Genomic DNA, 21,604 nt, shown 5'->3' with positions numbered 1-21,604 from the left:
ATGATTTTTCAAACACGCTCTGGAAGCGCAAGTCAGATTTGACAATTTATAAAGGACAACATCAGAGAGGAGCAGAAAAAATGATCAGAGAAAGTATTATCAAATTATCGAAGAAACAGAACTTAACCTATCTGGAAGCAGAAGAGGTAATGGACGAGATTATGAGCGGAAAAGCTACTCCGGTACAAATGTCAGCCTATCTGACTGCTCTGGCGTTGAAAGGGGAAACTATTGATGAGATTACCGCTTCCGCGGCAGGCATGAGAGCACACTGCATCAAGCTGCTTCATGACATGGATGTACTGGAAATCGTAGGTACTGGTGGAGACGGCTCCAATTCCTTTAACATTTCCACTACTGCCTCCCTTGTGATCGCAGCAGGAGGTGTACCGGTAGCAAAGCATGGAAACAGAGCCGCTTCTTCAAAATCAGGAGCCGCAGATGTGCTGGAAGCTCTGGGCGTTAAGATCACAATTCCACCGGAAAAAAGCCAGGAGCTTTTGGAAAAAATCGGAATCTGCTTCCTGTTTGCCCAGAACTATCACATTGCAATGAAGTATGTGGCTCCAATCCGTAAAGAGCTGGGAATCCGTACTGTATTTAATATTCTTGGACCGTTAAGCAACCCGGCTGGCGCCAATATGGAGCTGATGGGTGTTTATGATGAAGCCCTTGTTGAGCCTCTTGCGCAGGTTATGGCAAATCTTGGAGTAACAAGAGGAATGGTTGTCTTTGGACAGGACAGTCTGGATGAAATTTCCATGAGTGCACCGACTTCTGTATGTGAGATCAAAGATGGCAAATTTACATCCTATGTACTCACTCCGGAGCAGTTTGACTATGAGCGCTGCACAAAAGAGGAGCTTCAGGGAGGAACCCCGCAGGAGAACGCCGAAATCACAAAAGCAATTCTGGAAGGCAAAGAGACAGGTGCGAAACGTCATGCAGTTTGCCTGAATGCTGGTGCCGCACTTTATATTGCAGGCAAAGCAGCTTCCATTGAAGCAGGTGTGAAGATGGCAGAGCAGCTGATCGACAGCGGGGCTGCCCTGAAGAAACTGGAAGAATTTATACAAAAGAGTAATCTGGAGTGAAAAATAAACACAAATAATAACAAAAATAACAATAATCACATCACAAAACAAAATAACACTAAAAAAAATAACAATATAACTCATTTGGATAAAGGTGACGACAAGAGAGAATGACATCACAGAGAGTTTTACAGGAGATAGAATGAGTATTTTAAACGAGATAGCAGCGCGCACAAAAGAGCGTATTGCGGAGGAAAAATTTAAATTCCCATTAAGGGAACTTATCTCACAGCAGAATTCCGATCTGGCGAAACATGCCGAGGAAAAAATCTCTTTTCTGGAGGCATTAAAAAAGCCGGGAATGTCTTACATCTGTGAAGTAAAAAAAGCATCTCCTTCAAAAGGATTGATCGCACCAGATTTTCCTTATCTGGACATTGCAAAGGAATATGAGCAGGCCGGTGCTTCTGCAATCTCCTGTCTCACAGAGCCCTTTTATTTCCAGGGCGCAGACAGGTATTTGCAGGAAATTTCCCAGGCAGTGAATATTCCGGTGCTTCGAAAGGATTTTACAGTAGATGAGTACATGCTCTACCAGGCAAAAGCATTTGGGGCTTCCGCTGTACTTCTGATTTGTGCGATTCTTGATAACAGCCAGTTAAAAGCCTTTGGGGAACTGGCACAGGAGCTGGGGCTGGATGCTCTGGTAGAAGCTCATGATCAGTGGGAAGTGGACCGTGCTTTGAATCTTGGAGCAAAAATCGTGGGAGTGAACAACCGGAATCTCCATGATTTTACCGTTGATATGGGAAACAGTATCAGACTGCGGAACATGGCACCTGCTGATACGGTGTTTGTTTCCGAAAGTGGTATTAAGACAGCGGAGGATATCCGTATATTATATGAAAACAAAGTAGATGCAGTCCTGATCGGGGAGACCTTAATGCGCAGCCCTGACAAGAAAGCGGCACTTGGGGCATTAAATGCAGGGATTGTCTGAGCTGACTCATGGTGATAAGTGATATTCCATGCACGCTCTGGCAATCTAAGATGTACAATGTGCTGATAAAATAGTTGGAAAATAAAAAATTAAAGAAAAGGAACGAAACAGTATGGCAAAATTAAAAATTTGCGGTCTGACCTGCAAAGAGGATATTGAAGCCGTAAATGGAGCAAAACCGGATTTTGCGGGATTCATAATTGAAGTTCCAGGAAGAAGACGAAGCCTTACGGCAGAACAGGTCAAAGTCCTGGTTAAGGGACTGGACAAGGAAATCCTTCCCGTAGGTGTATTCGTAAACGCTGCCCCGGAACTCCCCATTTCCTTATTAAGAGATGGCACCCTATGGGCAGCCCAGCTTCACGGGGATGAAGACGAAGACTACATCGAAAAAATCCAGAATATGACTGGAAAGCCTGTCATCAAGGCCTTTTCCATAAAAACACCCGAAGATGTACAGCGGGCCCTTCGAAGCCCTGCCGACTACATCCTCTTAGACCAGGGCGCAGGAGGAACCGGCGAACCTTTCGACTGGACCCTGGTTCCCCCAGTCCGTCGCCCATTCTTCCTTGCCGGAGGAATCGGTCCCGAAAACCTCCGCAGCGCCATCGGAACCTTACACCCATGGGCTGTAGACCTGAGCAGCAGCCTGGAAACCGATGGAAGAAAAGACCGGGCGAAAATACAGCAGATTGCCCGTATGCTGAAGCAGATTAATACACTGGAAGCATACAGAAAAGAGCGAGAAGCAGATTTAGAGTGAAGAGTGAAGAAAGTAATTCATATACAAAACAGCGAAACGAAAGGAAACAACGCTATGTCAAACGGAAGATTTGGAATCCACGGCGGCCAGTATATCCCCGAAACCCTGATGAACGCAGTGATCGAACTGGAAGAAGCCTACAACCACTATAAAGACGATCCGGAATTCAACCGGGAGCTTACAGAACTTTTAAATGAATACGCAGGAAGACCATCCCGCCTCTACTACGCAGCTCACATGACCGAAGACCTTGGCGGCGCAAAGGTTTATTTAAAAAGAGAAGACTTAAACCACACCGGCGCCCACAAGATCAACAACGTCTTAGGTCAGGTGCTTCTTGCAAAAAAAATGGGCAAAACCCGTGTTATCGCGGAAACCGGAGCCGGACAGCACGGTGTAGCCACAGCCACAGCAGCAGCCCTTATGGGAATGGAATGCGAGGTATTCATGGGAAAAGAAGATACCGAGCGCCAGGCATTAAATGTATATAAGATGCGTCTCCTTGGAGCAAAAGTTCATCCTGTAACCTCCGGAACTGCCACCCTGAAAGATGCCGTATCCGAGACCATGCGTGAATGGACCAACCGTATAGCAGATACCCATTATGTACTGGGCTCCGTTATGGGCCCTCACCCTTTCCCAACCATTGTCCGCGATTTCCAGGCAGTTATCTCCAAAGAAATCAAGGAACAGATGCTGGAAAAAGAAGGCAGGCTTCCAGATGCAGTCCTTGCCTGTGTAGGCGGCGGCTCCAATGCCATCGGAACCTTTTACCACTTTATTGAAGACAAAGATGTACAGCTGATCGGCTGCGAGGCAGCAGGCCGCGGCGTAAATACTGCAGAGACCGCAGCCACCATTGCCACTGGCAGACTTGGAATCTTCCATGGAATGAAATCCTATTTCTGCCAGGACGAGTACGGACAGATCGCGCCGGTTTACTCTATTTCCGCAGGACTGGATTATCCGGGAATCGGACCGGAGCATGCCCACCTTTACGACATTGGCCGCGCCCAGTATGTACCTGTAACAGATGAAGAAGCAGTAGAAGCCTTTGAATATCTTTCCAAAACAGAAGGAATCATTCCTGCCATTGAAAGTGCCCACGCTGTTGCCTATGCAAAAAAAATCGTGCCCCAGATGGGCAAGGATCAGTGCGTAGTCATCACTATTTCCGGCCGAGGCGACAAAGACTGTGCAGCAATCGCAAGATACAGAGGGGAGGATATCCATGAGTAACCGAATTTCAGAAGCATTTGCAAAAGGAAAAGCATTTATCCCATTTATCACCTGCGGAGATCCATCTCTGGAGATCACTGAGCAGCTTGTCTATGCAATGGAGGAAGCAGGCGCAGACCTTATCGAGCTTGGAATCCCGTTTTCCGACCCGACAGCAGAAGGTCCTGTGATCCAGGAAGCCAATGTGCGTGCACTGAGCGGCGGAGTAACCACAGACAAGATCTTTGACATGGTGGTAAAAATCCGTAAAAAAACCAGTATCCCAATGGTATTTATGACCTACGCAAACGTTGTTTTTTCCTATGGAACAGAGCGTTTCATCAGGAAAGCTGCGGAAATTGGAATGGACGGACTGATTCTTCCTGATGTACCTTTTGAGGAAAAAGAGGAGTTCGATGTGGTCTGCAAACAGTATGGTCTGGAGCTGATTTCCCTGATCGCACCCACATCCCACGACCGGATCACCCGGATTGCAAAAGAGGCAAATGGCTTCGTATACTGCGTTTCCTCCCTTGGCGTAACCGGAACCAGAACCCAGATCACCACCGATATCGGAGCGATGGTGAAGCTGGTAAAAGCTGCAAAGGACATTCCCTGTGCAGTAGGCTTCGGCATCTCCACCCCGGAGCAGGCAAAGAAAATGGCTGCCCAGTCCGACGGTGCGATTGTAGGCTCCGCCATTGTGAAAATTTGTGCCGCACATGGAGAAAACTGCGTCCCATATGTAAAGGATTATGTAAAGTCTATGAAAGACGCTGTGCGTGAGGCTTAAGCAGGAAGAATATAAAAAATGGAAAAGAAATGCTTCAGTTTTTCCAAAAATAAGCAGAACAGACCAAAAAAATTTAGCTTGTTTTAATTCTAAAAAGACTATAAAAGAGGGCAAAAGCGTTGACATTTTGCCCTCTTTTTTTTATAGTATCATATGTGAATTGATTTTATGTGTAAAATAAATGGTAATGAAAAAGAGGAATGAAGTTGGAGAAAAAACTGGTATTTATTTTTAATCCCAAAGCAGGGAAGGGCAAGATCAAGACATCTCTGATGGATATAGTAGATATCTTTAATAAAGGCGGTTATGAGGTGATCATCCGCGCAACTCAGGCCCCGAAGGATGCCTATGAACAGGTGAAGAAATATGCGGACAAGGTGGATCTGATCGTCTGCAGCGGCGGTGACGGCACGCTGGATGAAGTGGTTACAGGAATTACCGAGGTGGGAAGCAAGGTTCCGGTCGGATACATACCGGCAGGAAGCACCAATGACTTTGCCAACAGCCTTTTTATGCCGAAAAATATGCTGGATGCGGCATCTATGATCATGAAGGAAGAGATTTACAGATGCGACGTAGGCAGATTTAACAGCCAGACTTTTGCCTATGTAGCTGCTTTTGGTCTTTTTACAGATGTGTCGTATGAGACAAGTCAGGATCTGAAGAACATTCTGGGCCATCTTGCTTATGTCCTGGAAGGTGCCAAGAGACTTCTGGATATCAAGGCTTACCATATGAAAGTGACAACAGAGAATGGTGTGATAGAAGATAATTTTATCTACGGCATGGTCACCAATTCCAGGTCTGTGGGCGGATTTAAGAACCTGACCAAGGATGTGGATATGAACGACGGCCTTTTTGAGGTCACTTTGATCGTACAGCCTAAGAACCCGCTGGAAATGCAGGAGATTATCCGGAATCTTCTCAACATGGAGGATAATTCTGACCTGATCTATTCTTTCAAGGCCCGGAAGCTTACAGTTGAAGCAGAGGAAGAAGTAGCATGGACACTGGATGGTGAGTACGGCGGAAGCCCAAGGCTGGTAGAGATTGAGAATCTGCAGCAGGCACTGAATCTTTGCCTGAAGAGCGACAAGTAAACAGGGTGAGACCGGCTGGTATCACCAGAGAGAATTTTTGCGCGTTTTTTGCCTTGCACCTGTGAAAGCATTAAGTGCTTACATGTGAAAAAATAAGAACCAGTAATGTGTGATGAATCGTTGTTTATGGAGAGAAGGTACCGCAGATAAATGGAAGCCTGGGGAAATAAGCAGCGAGATGAACGAGAGGAGAGGAACAATGGGAGATTATGTTAATGTGAAGGAATTATTCGGATGTGATGTATTCAATGATTCCGTCATGCAGGACCGTCTGCCGAAGAAGGTTTACAAAGAGCTGAAGAAAACCATTGAAGAGGGCAAGGAGCTTTCCATGGAGGTTGCAGATGTGGTTGCCCACGAGATGAAGGAATGGGCCATCGAGAAGGGGGCCACTCATTACAGTCACTGGTTTCAGCCCCTTACAGGCGTAACTGCAGAGAAGCACGATGCATTTATCACCGCACCTATGGAGAATGGAAAAGTCCTTCAGAGCTTTTCTGGTAAAGAGCTGATCAAGGGAGAGCCGGATGCATCTTCTTTTCCATCTGGCGGACTTCGTGCCACCTTTGAGGCAAGAGGCTATACAACATGGGATTGTACCTCACCGGCTTTTGTAAGACATGATGCAGCAGGTGGAACCTTATGCATTCCTACCGCTTTCTGTTCCTATACAGGAGAAGCGCTGGATCAGAAGACACCGCTTCTTCGTTCTATGGAAGCCATCAATACACAGGCGTTAAGACTTCTCAGACTTTTCGGAAATACGACCTCCAGGAGAGTGACACCATCTGTTGGTGCAGAGCAGGAGTATTTCCTTGTTGATAAAGAGAAATATATGCAGAGAAAGGATCTGGTTTACACCGGACGCACTCTTTTCGGAGCCATGCCTCCGAAAGGACAGGAGATGGATGACCATTATTTCGGAACCATCCGTCAGAGAGTTTCCGCATATATGAAAGAAGTAAATGAAGAGTGCTGGAAGCTGGGAGTTACAGCCAAGACCCAGCACAATGAGGTTGCACCGGCACAGCATGAGCTTGCGCCGATCTATGCACCTGTTAATATTGCAGCAGATCACAACCAGATCATGATGCGTATCCTGAAAAAGGTGGCAAGCCGTCATGGCATGCGCTGTCTGCTTCACGAGAAACCTTTTGCAGGATTGAATGGTTCTGGTAAGCACAATAACTGGTCCCTGACTACTGATGACGGAATTAATCTTCTGGAGCCGGGGAAGACACCACATGAGAACATTCAGTTCCTTCTGGTTCTGACCTGTATCCTGAAAGCCGTTGACAAGCATGCAGATCTTCTTCGTGAGTCCGCAGCAGATGTTGGAAATGACCAGCGCCTTGGCGGTCATGAGGCTCCGCCAGCTGTTATTTCGGTTTTCCTTGGAGAGCAGCTTGAGGATGTGCTGGAGCAGCTGATCAGCACTGGTACTGCTACAAGAAGTAAGACAGGGGAGAAAATGGATACAGGCGTTAAGACGCTTCCGGATTTCATGAAGGATGCTACAGACCGTAACCGTACTTCACCCTTTGCTTTTACCGGCAATAAATTCGAGTTTCGTATGGTTGGTTCCAAGGATTCCATTTCCGCATGCAATGTGGTGCTGAATACCATTACTGCTGAGGCGTTTAAGGAAGCCTGCGATGTTCTGGAGAGCGCAGAAGACTTTGATCTGGCAGTCCATGATCTGATCAAGGAATATGCTACCCAGCATCAGAGAATCGTATTTAACGGCAATGGCTATGCTCCTGAATGGGAAAAAGAGGCACGCCGCCGCGGACTTCCTGTTCTGCCATCTATGGTAGATGCCATTCCGGCACTTACTACAGATAAGGCTGTAGAACTGTTCGGAGAATTTGGAGTATTTACAAAGACTGAGCTGGAGTCCAGAGCGGAGATCCAGTATGAGATTTATGCGAAAGCAATTAACATCGAAGCGAAAACCATGGTGGACATGGCAACCAAGCAGATCATTCCGGCAGTTATCAAGTATACAACTGTACTGGCAGAGTCCATCAATCAGGTGAAGGCAGTTGGACCAATTGACGTGAGCGTTCAGATGGATCTTCTGAAGAAAGCAAGCAAGCTTCTGAAAGAAGTGAACAGTACCATGAATAAGCTGAGCAAGCTGGTAGATCAGATCGAGACGCATCCGGAAGGACGTGACAGGGCTGTGTTCTGCAGAGAGAAACTGGTTCCGGCAATGGAGAAATTAAGAGAGCCGGTTGACGAACTGGAAATGTTAGTGGATAAAGATATGTGGCCGATGCCATCTTATGGAGATCTGGTGTTTGAGCCGTAAAGTGATCAGGAGGACTGCAGCCGCAGTCCTCTTTTCTATTAAAGAGGTAAAGTGAAAGCAGGAAAAAGATGAGTGAATTTGATTTTTTAGAGGAACAAGGCGTCAGTGCGGCGCTTATTAAGGCGGCGGAAGAGTTTCGACAGGAATATGGTGTTTCAGAGGAAGCGAAGCACAGACGGATAAAGCCGGCGCTGCCATTTTATGGGAAGGAAACATTGGAGATGGCCATGGCAGCGGTGCTGGAGCAGGAGAATCTGCTTCTGGCAGGACCGAAGGCTACGGGAAAGAATGTGCTGGCAGAAAATCTGGCATATATTTTCGGGAGACCGGTGTATAACGTGTCCTTTCATGTGAATACAAACAGCGGTGACCTGATTGGAACAGATACTTTCGTGGATAATCAGGTGAAGCTGCGTAAGGGAAGCATTTACCAGTGTGCTGAGGAAGGCGGATTCGGTATTCTGGATGAGATCAATATGGCGAAGAATGATGCGGTTTCTGTACTTCACGCCACATTGGATTACCGCCGGTCTATTGATGTGCCAGGATATGACAAAATAGACCTTCACCCGGCGGCAAGATTTATTGGAACCATGAATTACGGGTATGCCGGAACCAAGGAGCTGAATGAGGCTCTGGTTTCCCGTTTTCTGGTAATCGACATGCCCGCACAGAATGAGGAAACGCTTGGATTTATTTTCAACAGGATGTTCCCGGATGCAAAGAAAGAGGCTGTGGAGCAGTTTATAGGAGTATTTCTGGATCTGCAGCAGAAATCCATGAACAGTGAGATTTCCACAAAGCCGCTGGATCTTCGCGGCCTGCTTGCTGCCATGAAGATCGTGCGTACCGGGCTTTCCCCATGGCAGGCGGTACGCATGGGCATTGTGAATAAAACATTTGATGTGTTTGAGAAGGAAATCGTGGAGGATGTGGTGCGAACCAGAATTCCACAGAGCTGGACACGGGAAGATGTTTATGGAGACTAAGGAACTGAATATCCAGGATTATCAATTAGAGCTGGAAAACCGTATCCGAAATCTGCTCTGGACTATCAGCGGGGACTACACCCAGCAGATGAAGCCGGATGTTTCCCTGTTCCTCAGGTCAAAGGATATTGCATTGTATGATGGAATTAAGCAGGGCGCATTGGCGAAATTCTTCGATAAAGATTTTCTGGGAATGTATCTGGTGAAAAAAATCTTCATGGGCGCGGATGAAGCTGCGCTTACCTTTGTTTCGCAGCTCTGTATTGAAGAAGCCATCGGAGAACGGATCTGTGAACAGCGCCCTGGGATCTGGGAGATGCAGAGGAAAGCCTGCGAGGACATACTGGATCAGGAATATGAGACTATGCCGTCGGCAGCAGATAAGCTGGGCTATCTGAGAGTGAATCTGCTGAGAAGGCGGATTGACAGAGGGGAAAATGCGGATGCATCAAACAAAACTATAACAAATATAACGGAAAAAGAACAAAAAGATAGAAAATACAAAGGAATCTATCACTATATTGATTTAATCTCCAGCGCAGCAGAGACTACGGATACAATGTCTTTAATCCGCATCATAGATACTGTATACAATGAAGTCGCTGACCCCGATTTTTCCAAAAAGGCAACCCTTGAGCAGGTGCTTGCTGTCACTATGGAGGATCTGACGGAGTTCGACTGGCACGACTATCTTTCCGAAGAAATGTATGAGGACGCACTGGAAAGCTATATGGAGCAGCTTACCTCCAATGTGGCGGGTATGGAGAATGTGGATGTCACCCGGGAGATGGAAGAGGAAAGGCAGTCGAAACAGAAAATTACAGTTTTGCCTCCGGAGGCTTTGGAAAAAGCCCACACCTATGTGGAACTGAATTTTGGAAAAACTTATCTGAGCGAGCTGGAAGAGAAGCGGATAAACCAGCTGATGTGCCGTGACATCCACAGCGACTGCAGCCTGTATTTTACTGAGGGAATTCTGAAAAGTCCGGTAAAACGAAATTACCAGTATGAATATGCAAAAAGGTTGAAAAATAAGAATATCTGGCTTTATCATGACAAACACCGCATTGTGAAGCGGAATATCTCCCTTCTCACAGAAATGCTGAAGAAGTCCCTGGTCATCAAAAGTGAAAATCAGGAGATTCTTTCAGACAGAGGAATGATTGTTCCATCAAGGCTGTGGAGGCTTGGAAGAAGCAGTGATGCACAGGTTTTTAAGCGGGAATTGAAGGGAGATTCTTCTGATTTTGTGGTAGATGTGCTGATCGATGCCAGTGGTTCCCAGATGAGCCGCCAGGGCGAGGTAGCGCTGCAGGCCTACATTATCAGCGAGGCACTTAGCAATGCAGAGCTGCCCCACAGAGTGATGAGCTACTGCACTTTCTGGGACTATACCATTCTCCATCGCTTCAGAGAATATGACGACCCAAGAAGTGCAAACGAAAATATATTTAACTATGTAACATCATCCAACAACCGTGACGGACTTGCCATCCGGGCAGCAGGATACGGCCTGCTGAACCGGGAGGAAGAGAAAAAGATTCTGATCATTCTCAGTGATGGACGTCCTTACGATGTTATTGTCAATCGTCCCAATGCGAAGAATCCGGCACCGTATCATGGGAAGTACGCAATTACTGACACTGCAGCCCAGATCCGTAAGCTGCGCAGCCAGGGAGTGAGCGTGCTGGGTGTTTTCGCCGGGGAAGAGAAAGATCTGGCGACGGAGAAGAAGATTTTTGGAAAGGATTTTGCATATATCCGGAATATTACCGGATTTTCCAAAATCGTTGGAAGATATCTTACAAAGCAATTGGAGGATGATGAATAAGAAAGCAGAATACGGAGGTAACGCCATGTTCCAAAATAACAAAAAAGCTGCCTTCCTGGACTACCTGATGATCATTGTGGGTACAGCCCTTATGGCAACTGCCATAAACAGTGTTTTCGATATGTCCGGTATGGTAACCGGAGGCTTTTCCGGTATTGCGATCCTGGTAAAAGAGTGGACGGAGGGAGTCGTGCCGGGAGGCATCCCGCTGTGGATCACAAACTTAAGTCTGAATATCCCGCTGTTTCTGATCGGAATGAAGCTCAGTGGATTCCAGTTTGTGAAAAGGGCACTGGTGGGAGAAATCTGCCTGTCATTCTGGCTGGCGGTTCTTCCGGCATTTGATATTGCAGGAAATGATCTTTTGCTGGCAGCCGTTTATGGTGGTGTAATCCAGGGGATTGGAATCGGACTTGTGTTTCTTGGAAGAGGAACTACCGGGGGCACAGACATGATGGCGGCACTGCTGCAGCGGAAGCTCCGCCATTACTCCATTGCCCAGATTATGCAGTTTATTGACGGAGCCATCGTACTTGTAGGTATGTATGTGTTCGGTGTGCAGAAAGCACTTTATGCCATCATCGCCGTTTATCTTGTAACAAAGGTATCTGACAGCTTGATCGAAGGTCTGAAATTTTCAAAACAGGCGTATATCATTACCAGCAAGCCTGACGAGATTTCCAAAGAAATCATGGACAAACTGGATCGTGGCGTGACCGGAATCCACGGAAAGGGAATGTACTCCGGCCAGGACAAGCTGCTTCTTTACTGCGTTGTGGGACGCAAGGAGATCGTGGCATTGAAAGAGCTGGTAGACCATATTGACCCGGATGCTTTTGTGATCGTGTCTGACGTGCGTGAAGTCCATGGTGAGGGATTTATTGAACGTAAGTAAAAAGAAAAACTTTACCAAAGCCTTTTGCGCACCGCAAAAAAAGGAAAATAGGGCTTGAAATTGGAGTGCTATAGAAAAAGTTAAAAAAATTTGCTGGAAATTTGTAAATTTTTTCTACTTTCCTCTTCCTTTTTTGGTGATTTTGTATTAAAATAGGTTCATGGATTTTTTGAATCAGTAGATTTTCCTAAGACTGTCTGGGGTTTTGTGCAATATTACAGATTTGAGACCGCGAATTTTGGCACTAATGGACAGCGATTCATGCCGGTCATACCGGCGAACATATAATGTTACTGCTCTCTTTGACAATGTTTTCACTATCTTTTCACTATCCTGGAATACATTGACAGCTGTGAGACCAGTAGCCCTATAATTTACAAGAAGGGACGGAAGGGTAATGATATCAAATCAGGTACTGCAGAATACACTTGAGGGGCTCAGGGAGATATCCAGGACGGAGTTTTGCATTATTGACACAGATGGCAAGACACTGGCGTCCACCTACAGTGAATTTGAGATTCAGCCACAGGATATTCAGGCATTTGTGGAATCCCAGGCTGCCAGCCAGCTTGTGAAAGGTTATCAGTATTTCAAGGTCTGTGATGATTACCAGCTGGAATACATTCTGGTCGCCCACGGAGAAGATGAAGACACTTATATGGTAGGAAAGCTTGCCGCTTTCCAGATCCAGAGCCTGATCGTTGCATATAAGGAGCGTTTTGACAAGGACAGCTTCATTAAGAACCTGCTTCTTGATAACCTGCTTCTGGTAGATATTTATAATCGTGCGAAGAAGCTTCATATTGATGCGGATGTTCGACGGGTGGTTATGATCCTGGAGCTTGAGCAGGAGAGAGAGCACAGCTCCATGGAGAGCGTGAAGAGTCTGTTCGGCGGCAAGAGCAAGGACTTTATCACAGCTGTTGATGAGAAGAGTATTATCATTGTCAAGGAGCTTGAGGAGAATGAAGGATACGAGGAGATGGACAAGCTTGCCCAGACCATCCTTGATACCTTAGGCCTTGAGAAAGAGAATAATACACATATTGCATATGGAACTATCGTAAGCGAGCTGAAGGAAGTTTCCCGTTCCTACAAGGAAGCCAGAATGGCTCTTGATGTAGGCAAGATTTTCTCACCTGAGAAGGATGTTATTGCTTACAGCTCTCTTGGAATTGGTCGTCTGATCTATCAGCTTCCGATCCCGCTGTGCAAGATGTTTATTAAGGAGATCTTTGGCGGCAAGTCCCCGGATGATTTCGACGAGGAGACTCTGGTCACCATCGACAAGTTTTTCGAGAACAGCCTGAATGTATCCGAGACCTCCAGACAGCTTTACATTCACCGTAATACTCTGGTTTATCGTCTGGACAAGCTTCAGAAGAGCACCGGTCTTGACCTTCGTGTATTCGAGGATGCGATCACATTCAAGATTGCGCTGATGGTTGTAAGATACATGAAGTATATGGAGACTCTGGAGTATTAATTTTCATATCTGTAATTTCTGTGCCTGCTGCATTTGTTTGTGGCAGGCATATTTTATCTCTTGTGATTTATCAGTATGAGAACTCTGAACGTGGTATTTGGAAATATTTCTGGATCTGCTTTGTGTTTCCTTTGTGAAATCTATTGCGTTCTTAGTTTTCTCTGTTATAATAAAGTACTGCCTGAAAATGAAGCTGGAAAGATGGCATGTTACTGTGTATGGAAGAAGATATGATAACGATAGAACGGTAATGGTTACTGTTCACTGGTAACATTCCGCGAGGCGTTTTTTGTGAACGAAGTTCACAGTAACCAGTAACCGGTAATGCTTATGCTTTCGGGAAAAATAAGGTTGCATTTTCATCAGACATATATTACAATAATGTTACATAAAAATTAAGCAAACTGCTGAATTGAATTTTTATATGAAAAATGTAGGAGGATATCATGATTGATCTGATAGATGTAAGCAAGTCCTATGGACCGGGACTGCCGGCAGTGAATCACGCCAATCTCCATGTAGATAAAGGTGAATTCGTATTTATAGTAGGAAACAGCGGTTCTGGTAAATCCACGCTGATCAAGCTGCTTTTGAAGGAACTGGATTCCACATCCGGTACGATTATCGTAAGCGGAGAGAAGCTTGAGGGAATGAAGCACCGTCGTGTGGCCAAGTACCGCCGTAAGCTTGGTGTTGTATTCCAGGACTTCCGTCTTCTGAAGGACAGGGATGTGTATGAGAATGTAGCTTTTGCCCAGCGTGTTGTGAACCGTCCTACCAGAGTTATCCGCAAGAGAGTTCCGGAGGTACTTCAGGAGGTTGGACTTGCAGGGAAATACAAGGCATACCCGGACGAGCTGTCAGGTGGAGAGCAGCAGAGAGTTGCCCTTGCCAGGGCGATTGTAAACCGTCCGGACATCCTTCTTGCAGACGAGCCCACTGGTAATCTTGATCCGAAGACATCCGAGGAGATCATGAAGCTCCTTGAGGAGATCAATCAGCGTGGAACCACCGTTCTGGTAGTAACCCACAATAAAGAGATTGTCAATTCCATGAAGAAGCGTGTACTGACCATGCATAATGGAGTGATCATCAGCGACGAGAAAGAGGGAGAATATTATGAGGCCTAGTACCATCTGGTATACTCTGAAGCAGGGTATCAAGAACATCAAGAGAAATTTCATGTTTTCCATTGCTTCTATTATTACGATGGCAGCATGTATTTTTCTTTTCGGAATTTTCTTTTCCATTGTAAATAATGTGAATACGCTGGCGCATAAGGTTGAGGAAGATGTGCCGATCACAGTGCTTTTTAATGAAGGAACCACGCAGGAGCAGATGGATGCAGTTGGAGAACTGATCAGGCAGCGCCCGGAGGTTTCCAAGATTGAATTTGAGTCCGGTGATGAAGCCTGGGAGAAGATGAAGCAGGAATATTTCGGTGATGACTCTGAGGCAGCAGACGGTTTCAAGGATGATAACCCGCTGGCAAACTCATCCAACTACCGTGTGTACATGAACAACATTGAGAAACAGTCTGAGCTGGTTGCCTACATCAAGACACTGGATAATGTACGAGAGGTCAATCAGTCTGAACAGGCTGCCAAGACTCTTGGTTCCATTAACCGTATTGTTTCCTATGTATCTGTGGCTGTGATCGTGATCCTGCTGCTGATCGCTATTTTCTTGATTAGCAATACCATTTCCGTTGGTATTACAGTTCGTAAGGACGAAATCGGAATTATGAAATATATTGGTGCTACCGATAGTTTTGTACGTGCGCCGTTCCTTCTGGAGGGTATGATCCTGGGACTGATCGGTGCGGGAATTCCACTGATCATTTTGTATTTCTGTTACAATAATGTGGTAACCTATGTATATACCAAGTTCAGCGTACTTCTGGGTGTTGTAGATTTCATTCCGGTTGGACAGATCTACCAGACACTGGTTCCGGTGGCGCTGGCTCTGGGAATTGGAATTGGTCTTGTGGGAAGCTTTATTACTACAAGAAAACACTTGAAGGTGTGAGAGTTCTGTTTTACAATAAGGGCGGTTGTTCGCATTCCGCCAGAATATGAGATGAGGATATGGGGGCTGCTGGAGAGATCTGGCAGTCCTTTTGTATAAAAACAAGTAAGGTGTTTCAAGGCGGACGCATTGGGGCAAATGATATTCCACGCAAGTCGGTGCAACGCTCCGGTGAGCTAGCTGGCAACTGGATGAAACTTGTATGGTGAGGAGTGATAATATATGGCAGATAAACAATTTATGAAGGGGGCTGTAACTGGTGTGCTTTGCGCATCCCTGGTGCTGGGCGGGGGATATGTGGGTCTTCAGAAAGCGGGGCGTGCGGGAAGTAATGTACTGTCGGATGTGGCGGTTACCCAGAAGATTAAGTATCTGGAAGATATTATAGATCAGAATTATCTGGAAGATGTGGATGAGGATTCGCTGAAAGAGGGGATTTATACCGGGCTTCTGTATGGGCTGGGGGATCCGTATTCCAGATATTATACGGAGGAAGAATACGAGGAGGAGATGAGAGATACGGAGGGCTCTTACTCTGGAATCGGCGTGAGCATTACCCAGAATACAGAGGGCGGAATTCTGGTAGTGGACTGTTATGAGGGCAGTCCGGCGGATGAGGCCGGACTGAAGGCGAATGATGTGATCACGGCTGTGAACGGAACGGATGTAACGGAAATGACGCCAGCTGAGGTCTCAAAGATGATCCGGGAAAATGAGAACTGTACTTCTATCCTGACCGTCTATCACCAGGAGGCAGATGAACCGGAAGAAATTACAGTGACTTTGAGCGATGTGGAACTGCCCACTGTTTCTTATGAAATGCTGGAGGATTCTATAGGATATTTGCGAATTACAGAGTTTACCATGGTGACACCCCAGCAGTTTGAGGATGCGTACAAAGATCTTCAGGAAAAAGGCATGGAGAAGCTGATCGTGGATCTTCGTGACAATCCAGGTGGGGTGCTTTCTTCTGTGTGCGATGTGCTGCGCCAGATTTTGCCCGAAGGACTGATCGTGTATACAGAGGACAAATATGGGGAAAAACAGGAGATGAAGTGTGACGGCGACACCCCGATCGACATTCCGCTAGCAGTGCTTGTAAATGAGAACAGCGCCAGTGCATCGGAGATTTTCGCCGGGGCAGTGAAGGATTATGAGATTGGAACGATTGTGGGAACCACCACTTATGGAAAGGGAATCGTTCAGAGCATCCGCCAGCTCTCTGATGGAAGTGCGGTGAAGCTGACTACGGCGAAATATTTTACCCCCAAGGGCAATGATATCCACAAGGTTGGAATCACACCGGATGTGGAGGTGAAACTGGATGCCAGTCTTTTGAATCGGACGGATTATACCCATGACGAGGATAATCAGCTTCAGGCCGCAATAGAGGCGGTTTCTCGTTGACAAAACCACTATGTTGGATTAGAATGGTAAAAGGATTTTTGCAAAATAACGCGCCTGATCTGCGCGATAAACAGGCAAATCAGCCGACAGTTATTTTGTTGACAGGCAATAGCTGTGAATGCATTGAACAGTTATGACAGGCACAATAAATGTGGAGGAACCATCAATGAAACACAATTTTAAGAAAATCGAGCCGAAATGGCAGAAAAAGTGGGAAGAGCAGCAGGCATTTAAAGCTGTTGACGGAAGTGATAAACCGAAATTCTACGGCCTTGTAGAGTTCCCATACCCAAGTGGTGCGGGAATGCATGTTGGACATATTAAGGCATATTCCAGTATCGAGGTACTTTCCAGAAAGAGAAGAATGCAGGGATACAATGTACTGTTCCCAATCGGATTCGATGCATTTGGACTTCCTACTGAGAATTATGCGATTAAGACGAATACACATCCTCGTGAGATCACAGACCAGAACATTGCGAAATTCACTAATCAGCTGAAGAGTGTTGGATTCTCCTTTGACTGGAGCCGTGTGATCGATACCACACAGGAAGATTTCTATAAATGGACCCAGTGGATTTTCCTAAAGATGTTTGAGAACGGACTTGTTTTCCGTGATAAGACATTAGTTAACTATTGCCCATCCTGTAAGGTTGTTCTTTCCAATGAGGACAGTCAGGGCGGCAAATGCGATATCTGCCACAGCGACGTTATCCAGAAGTCCAAGGATGTCTGGTATTTAAGAATCACCCAGTATGCAGACAAGCTTCTTGAGGGACTGGAGGATGTGGACTATCCGGCGAACATCAAGCAGCAGCAGGTAAACTGGATCGGTAAATCCACAGGTGCTTTCGTAAACTTTGCAGTTGATGGAATTGATGAGACACTGCAGATTTACACCACCAGACCAGATACCCTGTTTGGTGTAACCTTCATGGTTATCGCACCGGAGCATCCGCTGATCGACAAATATGCTGACCGCATTACCAACATGGATGCGATCAAGGCTTACCGTGAAGAGTGTGCGAAGAAGACTGAGTTCGAGAGAACCCAGCTTGTAAAAGAGAAAACAGGTGTATGCATCCAGGGACTTGAGGGCGTAAATCCTGTAAATGGCAAGAAGATCCCGATCTACATTGCAGACTATGTAATGATGGGATATGGTACCGGCGCGATCATGGCGGTACCGGCACATGACCAGAGAGACTATGATTTCGCCAAGAAATTTGGTATTGACATTATCCAGGTTATCAAGGGCGGCGACATTGAGAAAGAAGCCTACACAGGTGACGGTGAGATGATCAACTCCGATTTCCTGAATGGCTATACAAATAAGAAGGATTCCATCAAGCGCATGCTGGAAGAGCTTGAGAAGAAGGGCATTGGTAAAGCTGGCGTTCAGTATAAGATGAAAGACTGGGCATTTAACCGTCAGAGATACTGGGGCGAGCCAATCCCGATCGTTCATTGTCCGAAATGTGGTGATGTAGCAGTTCCATATGAGGAGCTTCCGCTTCGTCTGCCGAAGATCAAAGACTTCCAGCCTGGTGAGGACGGACAGTCCCCACTTGCAAAGATCGATTCTTTCGTAAACTGCAAATGCCCGAAATGCGGCGGCGATGCCAAGAGAGAGACGGATACCATGCCACAGTGGGCTGGATCTTCCTGGTATTTCCTTCGTTATGTGGATCCACACAATACAGAAGCTCTTGCAGACCGCAAGAAGATGGAATACTGGATGCCGGTTGACTGGTACAACGGCGGTATGGAGCATGTAACCAGACATATGATCTACTCCAGATTCTGGCATCATTTCCTGTATGACATGGGAATTGTCAATACTCCGGAGCCATATGCGAAACGTTCTGCACAGGGTATGATCCTTGGCTCAGACGGCGACAAGATGAGTAAATCCAAGGGCAACGTTGTTGATCCGCTTGATATTGTAAATGAGTATGGTGCAGATGCACTTCGTACCTACGTTCTCTTCATGGGTGACTACGGCGCAGCTGCTCCTTGGAACGACAGCTCCGTAAGAGGCTGCAAACGTTTCCTTGAGAGAGTTGCAGGACTGACCGATATCATGACAGAGGAGCCGGCAGCCAAGGATATGGAGGTTAAGATCCATAAGGCAATCAAGAAGGTATCCTCCGATATTGAGGCTATGAAGTTTAACACTGCAATTGCCTGCCTGATGACTCTCATCAACGAGATTTATGCTGTTGGTAAGATCAGCAAGGATGACCTTGTAATCTTCATCAAGCTCCTTTGCCCGTTTGCACCTCATCTTTGCGAGGAAATCTGGGAGACCATCGGCGGAGAAGGCTTACTTTCCCTTTCCCAGTGGCCGGAATATGAAGAGAGTAAGACTGTAGAGGACTCCATAGAAATCGGTGTTCAGGTCAACGGTAAGGTTCGCGGAACCATCGTAATCCCTAACGGCTGTGCGAAAGAGGAAGCTCTTGAGCTGGCTAAGAAGGATGAGAGAGTGGCTTCCTTCCTGGAAGGAAAGACTCTTGTGAAAGAGATTTATGTACCGAATAAGATTGTAAACTTTGTTGCGAAATAAAGATTACTGGAATTGAGAAACTCCCCACTGAATGATCGGTGGGGAGTTTTTTTGAAACCTATAGTAAACCTTGCGGAGAAGGAGTTTGTAAGATATAATCAATTTATATTATATAGAGAAGGTGATGCAATGAAAATTGATTTCCTGGAATTGACGAATTTTAGAAATATTCAAAAGCAAGATATTATATTCGAAAATAAAAACTTTGTTGCTTTAATCGGAGACAATGGGAGCGGAAAGACTACTATATTGGAGAGCATTACTAAGGCATTTGTACCTGTATTAAGATCGATCAATGCAGAGGCAATGAAAAAATGTGATTTAACGAATAACGATATTAGAAACGGAGCAAATAGTACAGGGGTTACATTAGGAATAAGCCTGGATAACGAACGGTATATCTGGACTAATAAGCGTAGATTTTCATCGCAGAAACCATTTGAAAACATCAGCGAAAAAAAGCTGGAAAATGTTAAAGACCTTAAGGAATTAAAGATAAAATATGCACAGTGTGTTGAAACGAAAGCATTACCTCTGGTGCTTTATTATGGAACTGATAGAATTATAAGAGAAGTACCACAGCGCGGTCATATTAAAAATTTTAATGTAATAGATGCATTAAGAAATTGTTTTGACAATGTGAATTATTTTAGAGACTTTTATGACTGGTTTAAGACAGAAGAGGACATTGAACTTCGAGGATTGCGTGAAAGTTCAAATTACAAAAATCCGAAACTTAATTGTGTCCGAACAGCATTAGAACGGATGATAAAAGGGTATTCTAATCTGCGAATTGAACTAGCACCATCAAGAATGGTAATGACGAACGCAGAGGGAATAGATTTACAAATTGATCAATTAAGTGGCGGATATAAAGCTGTATTATCTGTTATTGCGGATATCGCAAAAAGATTATCTATTGCAAATCCGAATTCTTTAAACCCTTTGGAAGAAGAAGCTGTGATTTTAATTGACGAGCTAGATTTACATTTACATCCGAAATGGCAAAAAGAAATAGTAGCCGATTTGAAAAGAACATTTCCAAATTGCCAGTTTATTATTTCAACACATTCGCCATTTATAATCCAGTCATTAGATGCAGCAGAAGTTTTTGATATAAAAACAATGACATTTGCAGAAGAAAAAGGAAATTATAAGGGATGGAGTATAGAAGCTATTCAGGAATATAAAATGGGAGTAGAGCCTAAAACAGCTATTTTTAATGATTATTTGGAAAAATTTTCATTGGCAATGGACCACGAAAATTATGATGATGCAAAAGCATTTTATAAAAAATTGAAGGAAATGGTAAAACCAGATAGCAATGAAAGTAAAGTTTTAGAATTGGATATGGAGATGATTGAAGCATATGATAAAGCTTAGTAGAGGTGAAAAACCAGAAGAGCTTAAGAATGATGTCTGTGAAGAATTAAAAAAATATATGCTGAAGATAAAGATAGGGATGTATGGAATTCATCTAAAATAAAGGAGCCTTTGAAAAAGGCTATGCTAGAGATGAGTCATGGAAAATGTTCCTATTGTGAATGTAAATTAGGAATAGAATCTAAAGATGTTACAATAGACCATTTTCTTCCGAAATCGGAGAATCCAGATGAAGTTGTAGAATGGGAGAATCTTTTTCCTGCTTGTTTGAGATGTAATAGAAAGAAAAATAAGCGTGAAGAAAGAATTGTAAATCCATGTGTAGACGAACCAAAAGAATATTTAGGGGTGACAAGTGTAAATCGTTATAGATTAAAAGGAATCGATACACAAGGCATTGGCAAAAATACAATAGAGGTAATAGGGCTTAACGATATAGAACGAGTAATGGTTCCAAGGATGACTGAGTGGGAAGCATTGAAAGTGCATTTGGAAGAAATAGAAGAGGATTTAAAAGAAGAAGGATACAAGAACAAATATAGAAACCGTTTGCAAAAGATAATGGAGAATTGTTTATTTGATAAGTCATATGCTGCGGTTAAGGCGACGAATCTTTTGAATGACAGAAGTTATCTTCAAATAAAAGACTATTTTATAAAAGAAAATCAGTGGTCAGATAATATGAAGAATATCGAAGCGAAAATAAAAGAAATTGCATTGAAGTTAGTTTAGTTGCACAATGGTACATAGCCGATTGGTCGTGAAAAATCAATCGGTTTTTCAAATTTATAGTA

The 21,604-nt window shown here is 44.9% G+C and carries 17 protein-coding genes; all 17 read left to right on the top strand.

All coding sequences use genetic code 11. The features are described 5' to 3' along the window. Positions 1-80 precede the first annotated feature (80 nt). The 17 genes from trpD to PGQ38_RS09185 all read left to right on the top strand — a co-directional run bounded on the left by trpD (position 81) and on the right by PGQ38_RS09185 (position 21,542). Positions 81-1,094 (top strand): anthranilate phosphoribosyltransferase, encoded by a 1,014-nt coding sequence (trpD, locus tag PGQ38_RS09265; protein WP_118578368.1) that lies wholly within the window; start codon positions 81-83, stop codon positions 1,092-1,094. Between the two features lie 142 nt (positions 1,095-1,236). Beyond that, on the top strand, positions 1,237-2,034 hold the full coding sequence (trpC, locus tag PGQ38_RS09260; RefSeq protein ID WP_195699035.1) for an indole-3-glycerol phosphate synthase TrpC: 798 nt from the start codon (positions 1,237-1,239) through the stop codon (positions 2,032-2,034). A gap of 112 nt (positions 2,035-2,146) precedes the next feature. Next, positions 2,147-2,797, top strand: a complete 651-nt coding sequence (locus tag PGQ38_RS09255; RefSeq protein ID WP_173718792.1) for a phosphoribosylanthranilate isomerase — start codon at positions 2,147-2,149, stop codon at positions 2,795-2,797. Between the two features lie 54 nt (positions 2,798-2,851). Next, on the top strand, positions 2,852-4,036 hold the full coding sequence (gene trpB, locus PGQ38_RS09250; protein WP_270431461.1) for a tryptophan synthase subunit beta: 1,185 nt from the start codon (positions 2,852-2,854) through the stop codon (positions 4,034-4,036). Then, positions 4,029-4,808 (top strand): tryptophan synthase subunit alpha, encoded by a 780-nt coding sequence (trpA, locus tag PGQ38_RS09245; protein ID WP_118578364.1) that lies wholly within the window; start codon positions 4,029-4,031, stop codon positions 4,806-4,808. The genes trpB and trpA overlap by 8 nt, the downstream gene beginning before the upstream one ends. Positions 4,809-5,008: 200 nt before the next feature. After that, positions 5,009-5,908 carry a diacylglycerol/lipid kinase family protein gene (locus PGQ38_RS09240; protein ID WP_464147928.1) on the top strand — a complete coding sequence of 300 codons (900 nt, stop codon included), beginning with the start codon at positions 5,009-5,011 and terminating at the stop codon, positions 5,906-5,908. A 199-nt stretch (positions 5,909-6,107) separates the two neighbouring features. Next, positions 6,108-8,222 (top strand): glutamine synthetase III family protein, encoded by a 2,115-nt coding sequence (locus PGQ38_RS09235; protein WP_270431459.1) that lies wholly within the window; start codon positions 6,108-6,110, stop codon positions 8,220-8,222. A 68-nt stretch (positions 8,223-8,290) separates the two neighbouring features. Further along, the gene (locus PGQ38_RS09230) at positions 8,291-9,211 is read left to right on the top strand and encodes an AAA family ATPase (protein ID WP_270431457.1); all 921 of its coding nucleotides are present in this window, start codon (positions 8,291-8,293) and stop codon (positions 9,209-9,211) included. Next, positions 9,195-11,042 carry a vWA domain-containing protein gene (locus tag PGQ38_RS09225; RefSeq protein WP_270431464.1) on the top strand — a complete coding sequence of 616 codons (1,848 nt, stop codon included), beginning with the start codon at positions 9,195-9,197 and terminating at the stop codon, positions 11,040-11,042. Before PGQ38_RS09230 ends, PGQ38_RS09225 begins: the two co-directional genes overlap by 17 nt. 25 nt (positions 11,043-11,067) lie before the next feature. Further along, positions 11,068-11,937, top strand: a complete 870-nt coding sequence (locus PGQ38_RS09220) for a YitT family protein (protein ID WP_118578378.1) — start codon at positions 11,068-11,070, stop codon at positions 11,935-11,937. Positions 11,938-12,334: 397 nt separating this feature from the next. Next, positions 12,335-13,423 (top strand): PucR family transcriptional regulator, encoded by a 1,089-nt coding sequence (locus PGQ38_RS09215; protein WP_118578361.1) that lies wholly within the window; start codon positions 12,335-12,337, stop codon positions 13,421-13,423. Between the two features lie 446 nt (positions 13,424-13,869). Next, the gene (ftsE, locus tag PGQ38_RS09210) at positions 13,870-14,553 is read left to right on the top strand and encodes a cell division ATP-binding protein FtsE (protein ID WP_118578359.1); all 684 of its coding nucleotides are present in this window, start codon (positions 13,870-13,872) and stop codon (positions 14,551-14,553) included. Then, complete coding sequence (ftsX, locus tag PGQ38_RS09205) at positions 14,543-15,451, top strand: permease-like cell division protein FtsX (protein WP_148463242.1); 909 nt, start codon at positions 14,543-14,545, stop codon at positions 15,449-15,451. The genes ftsE and ftsX overlap by 11 nt, the downstream gene beginning before the upstream one ends. A 222-nt stretch (positions 15,452-15,673) precedes the next feature. After that, positions 15,674-16,858: a S41 family peptidase gene (locus PGQ38_RS09200; RefSeq protein ID WP_270431455.1), complete on the top strand. Its 1,185-nt coding sequence runs from the start codon at positions 15,674-15,676 to the stop codon at positions 16,856-16,858. Between the two features lie 166 nt (positions 16,859-17,024). Then, positions 17,025-19,427 (top strand): leucine--tRNA ligase, encoded by a 2,403-nt coding sequence (gene leuS / locus PGQ38_RS09195; protein WP_118578356.1) that lies wholly within the window; start codon positions 17,025-17,027, stop codon positions 19,425-19,427. 51 nt (positions 19,428-19,478) lie between these two features. Then, on the top strand, positions 19,479-20,810 hold the full coding sequence (locus PGQ38_RS09190) for an AAA family ATPase (protein WP_195699032.1): 1,332 nt from the start codon (positions 19,479-19,481) through the stop codon (positions 20,808-20,810). A gap of 123 nt (positions 20,811-20,933) precedes the next feature. Next, entirely contained in the window at positions 20,934-21,542 is a 609-nt protein-coding gene (locus tag PGQ38_RS09185; RefSeq protein ID WP_270431452.1) for an HNH endonuclease, read from the top strand. Positions 21,543-21,604 lie beyond the last annotated feature (62 nt).

It is taken from the genome of Blautia faecis (genome assembly GCF_027662325.1).
GTDB classification, from domain to species: Bacteria; Bacillota; Clostridia; order Lachnospirales; family Lachnospiraceae; genus Blautia_A; species Blautia_A faecis.
This window is presented reverse-complemented; position numbering and strand designations above follow the sequence as displayed.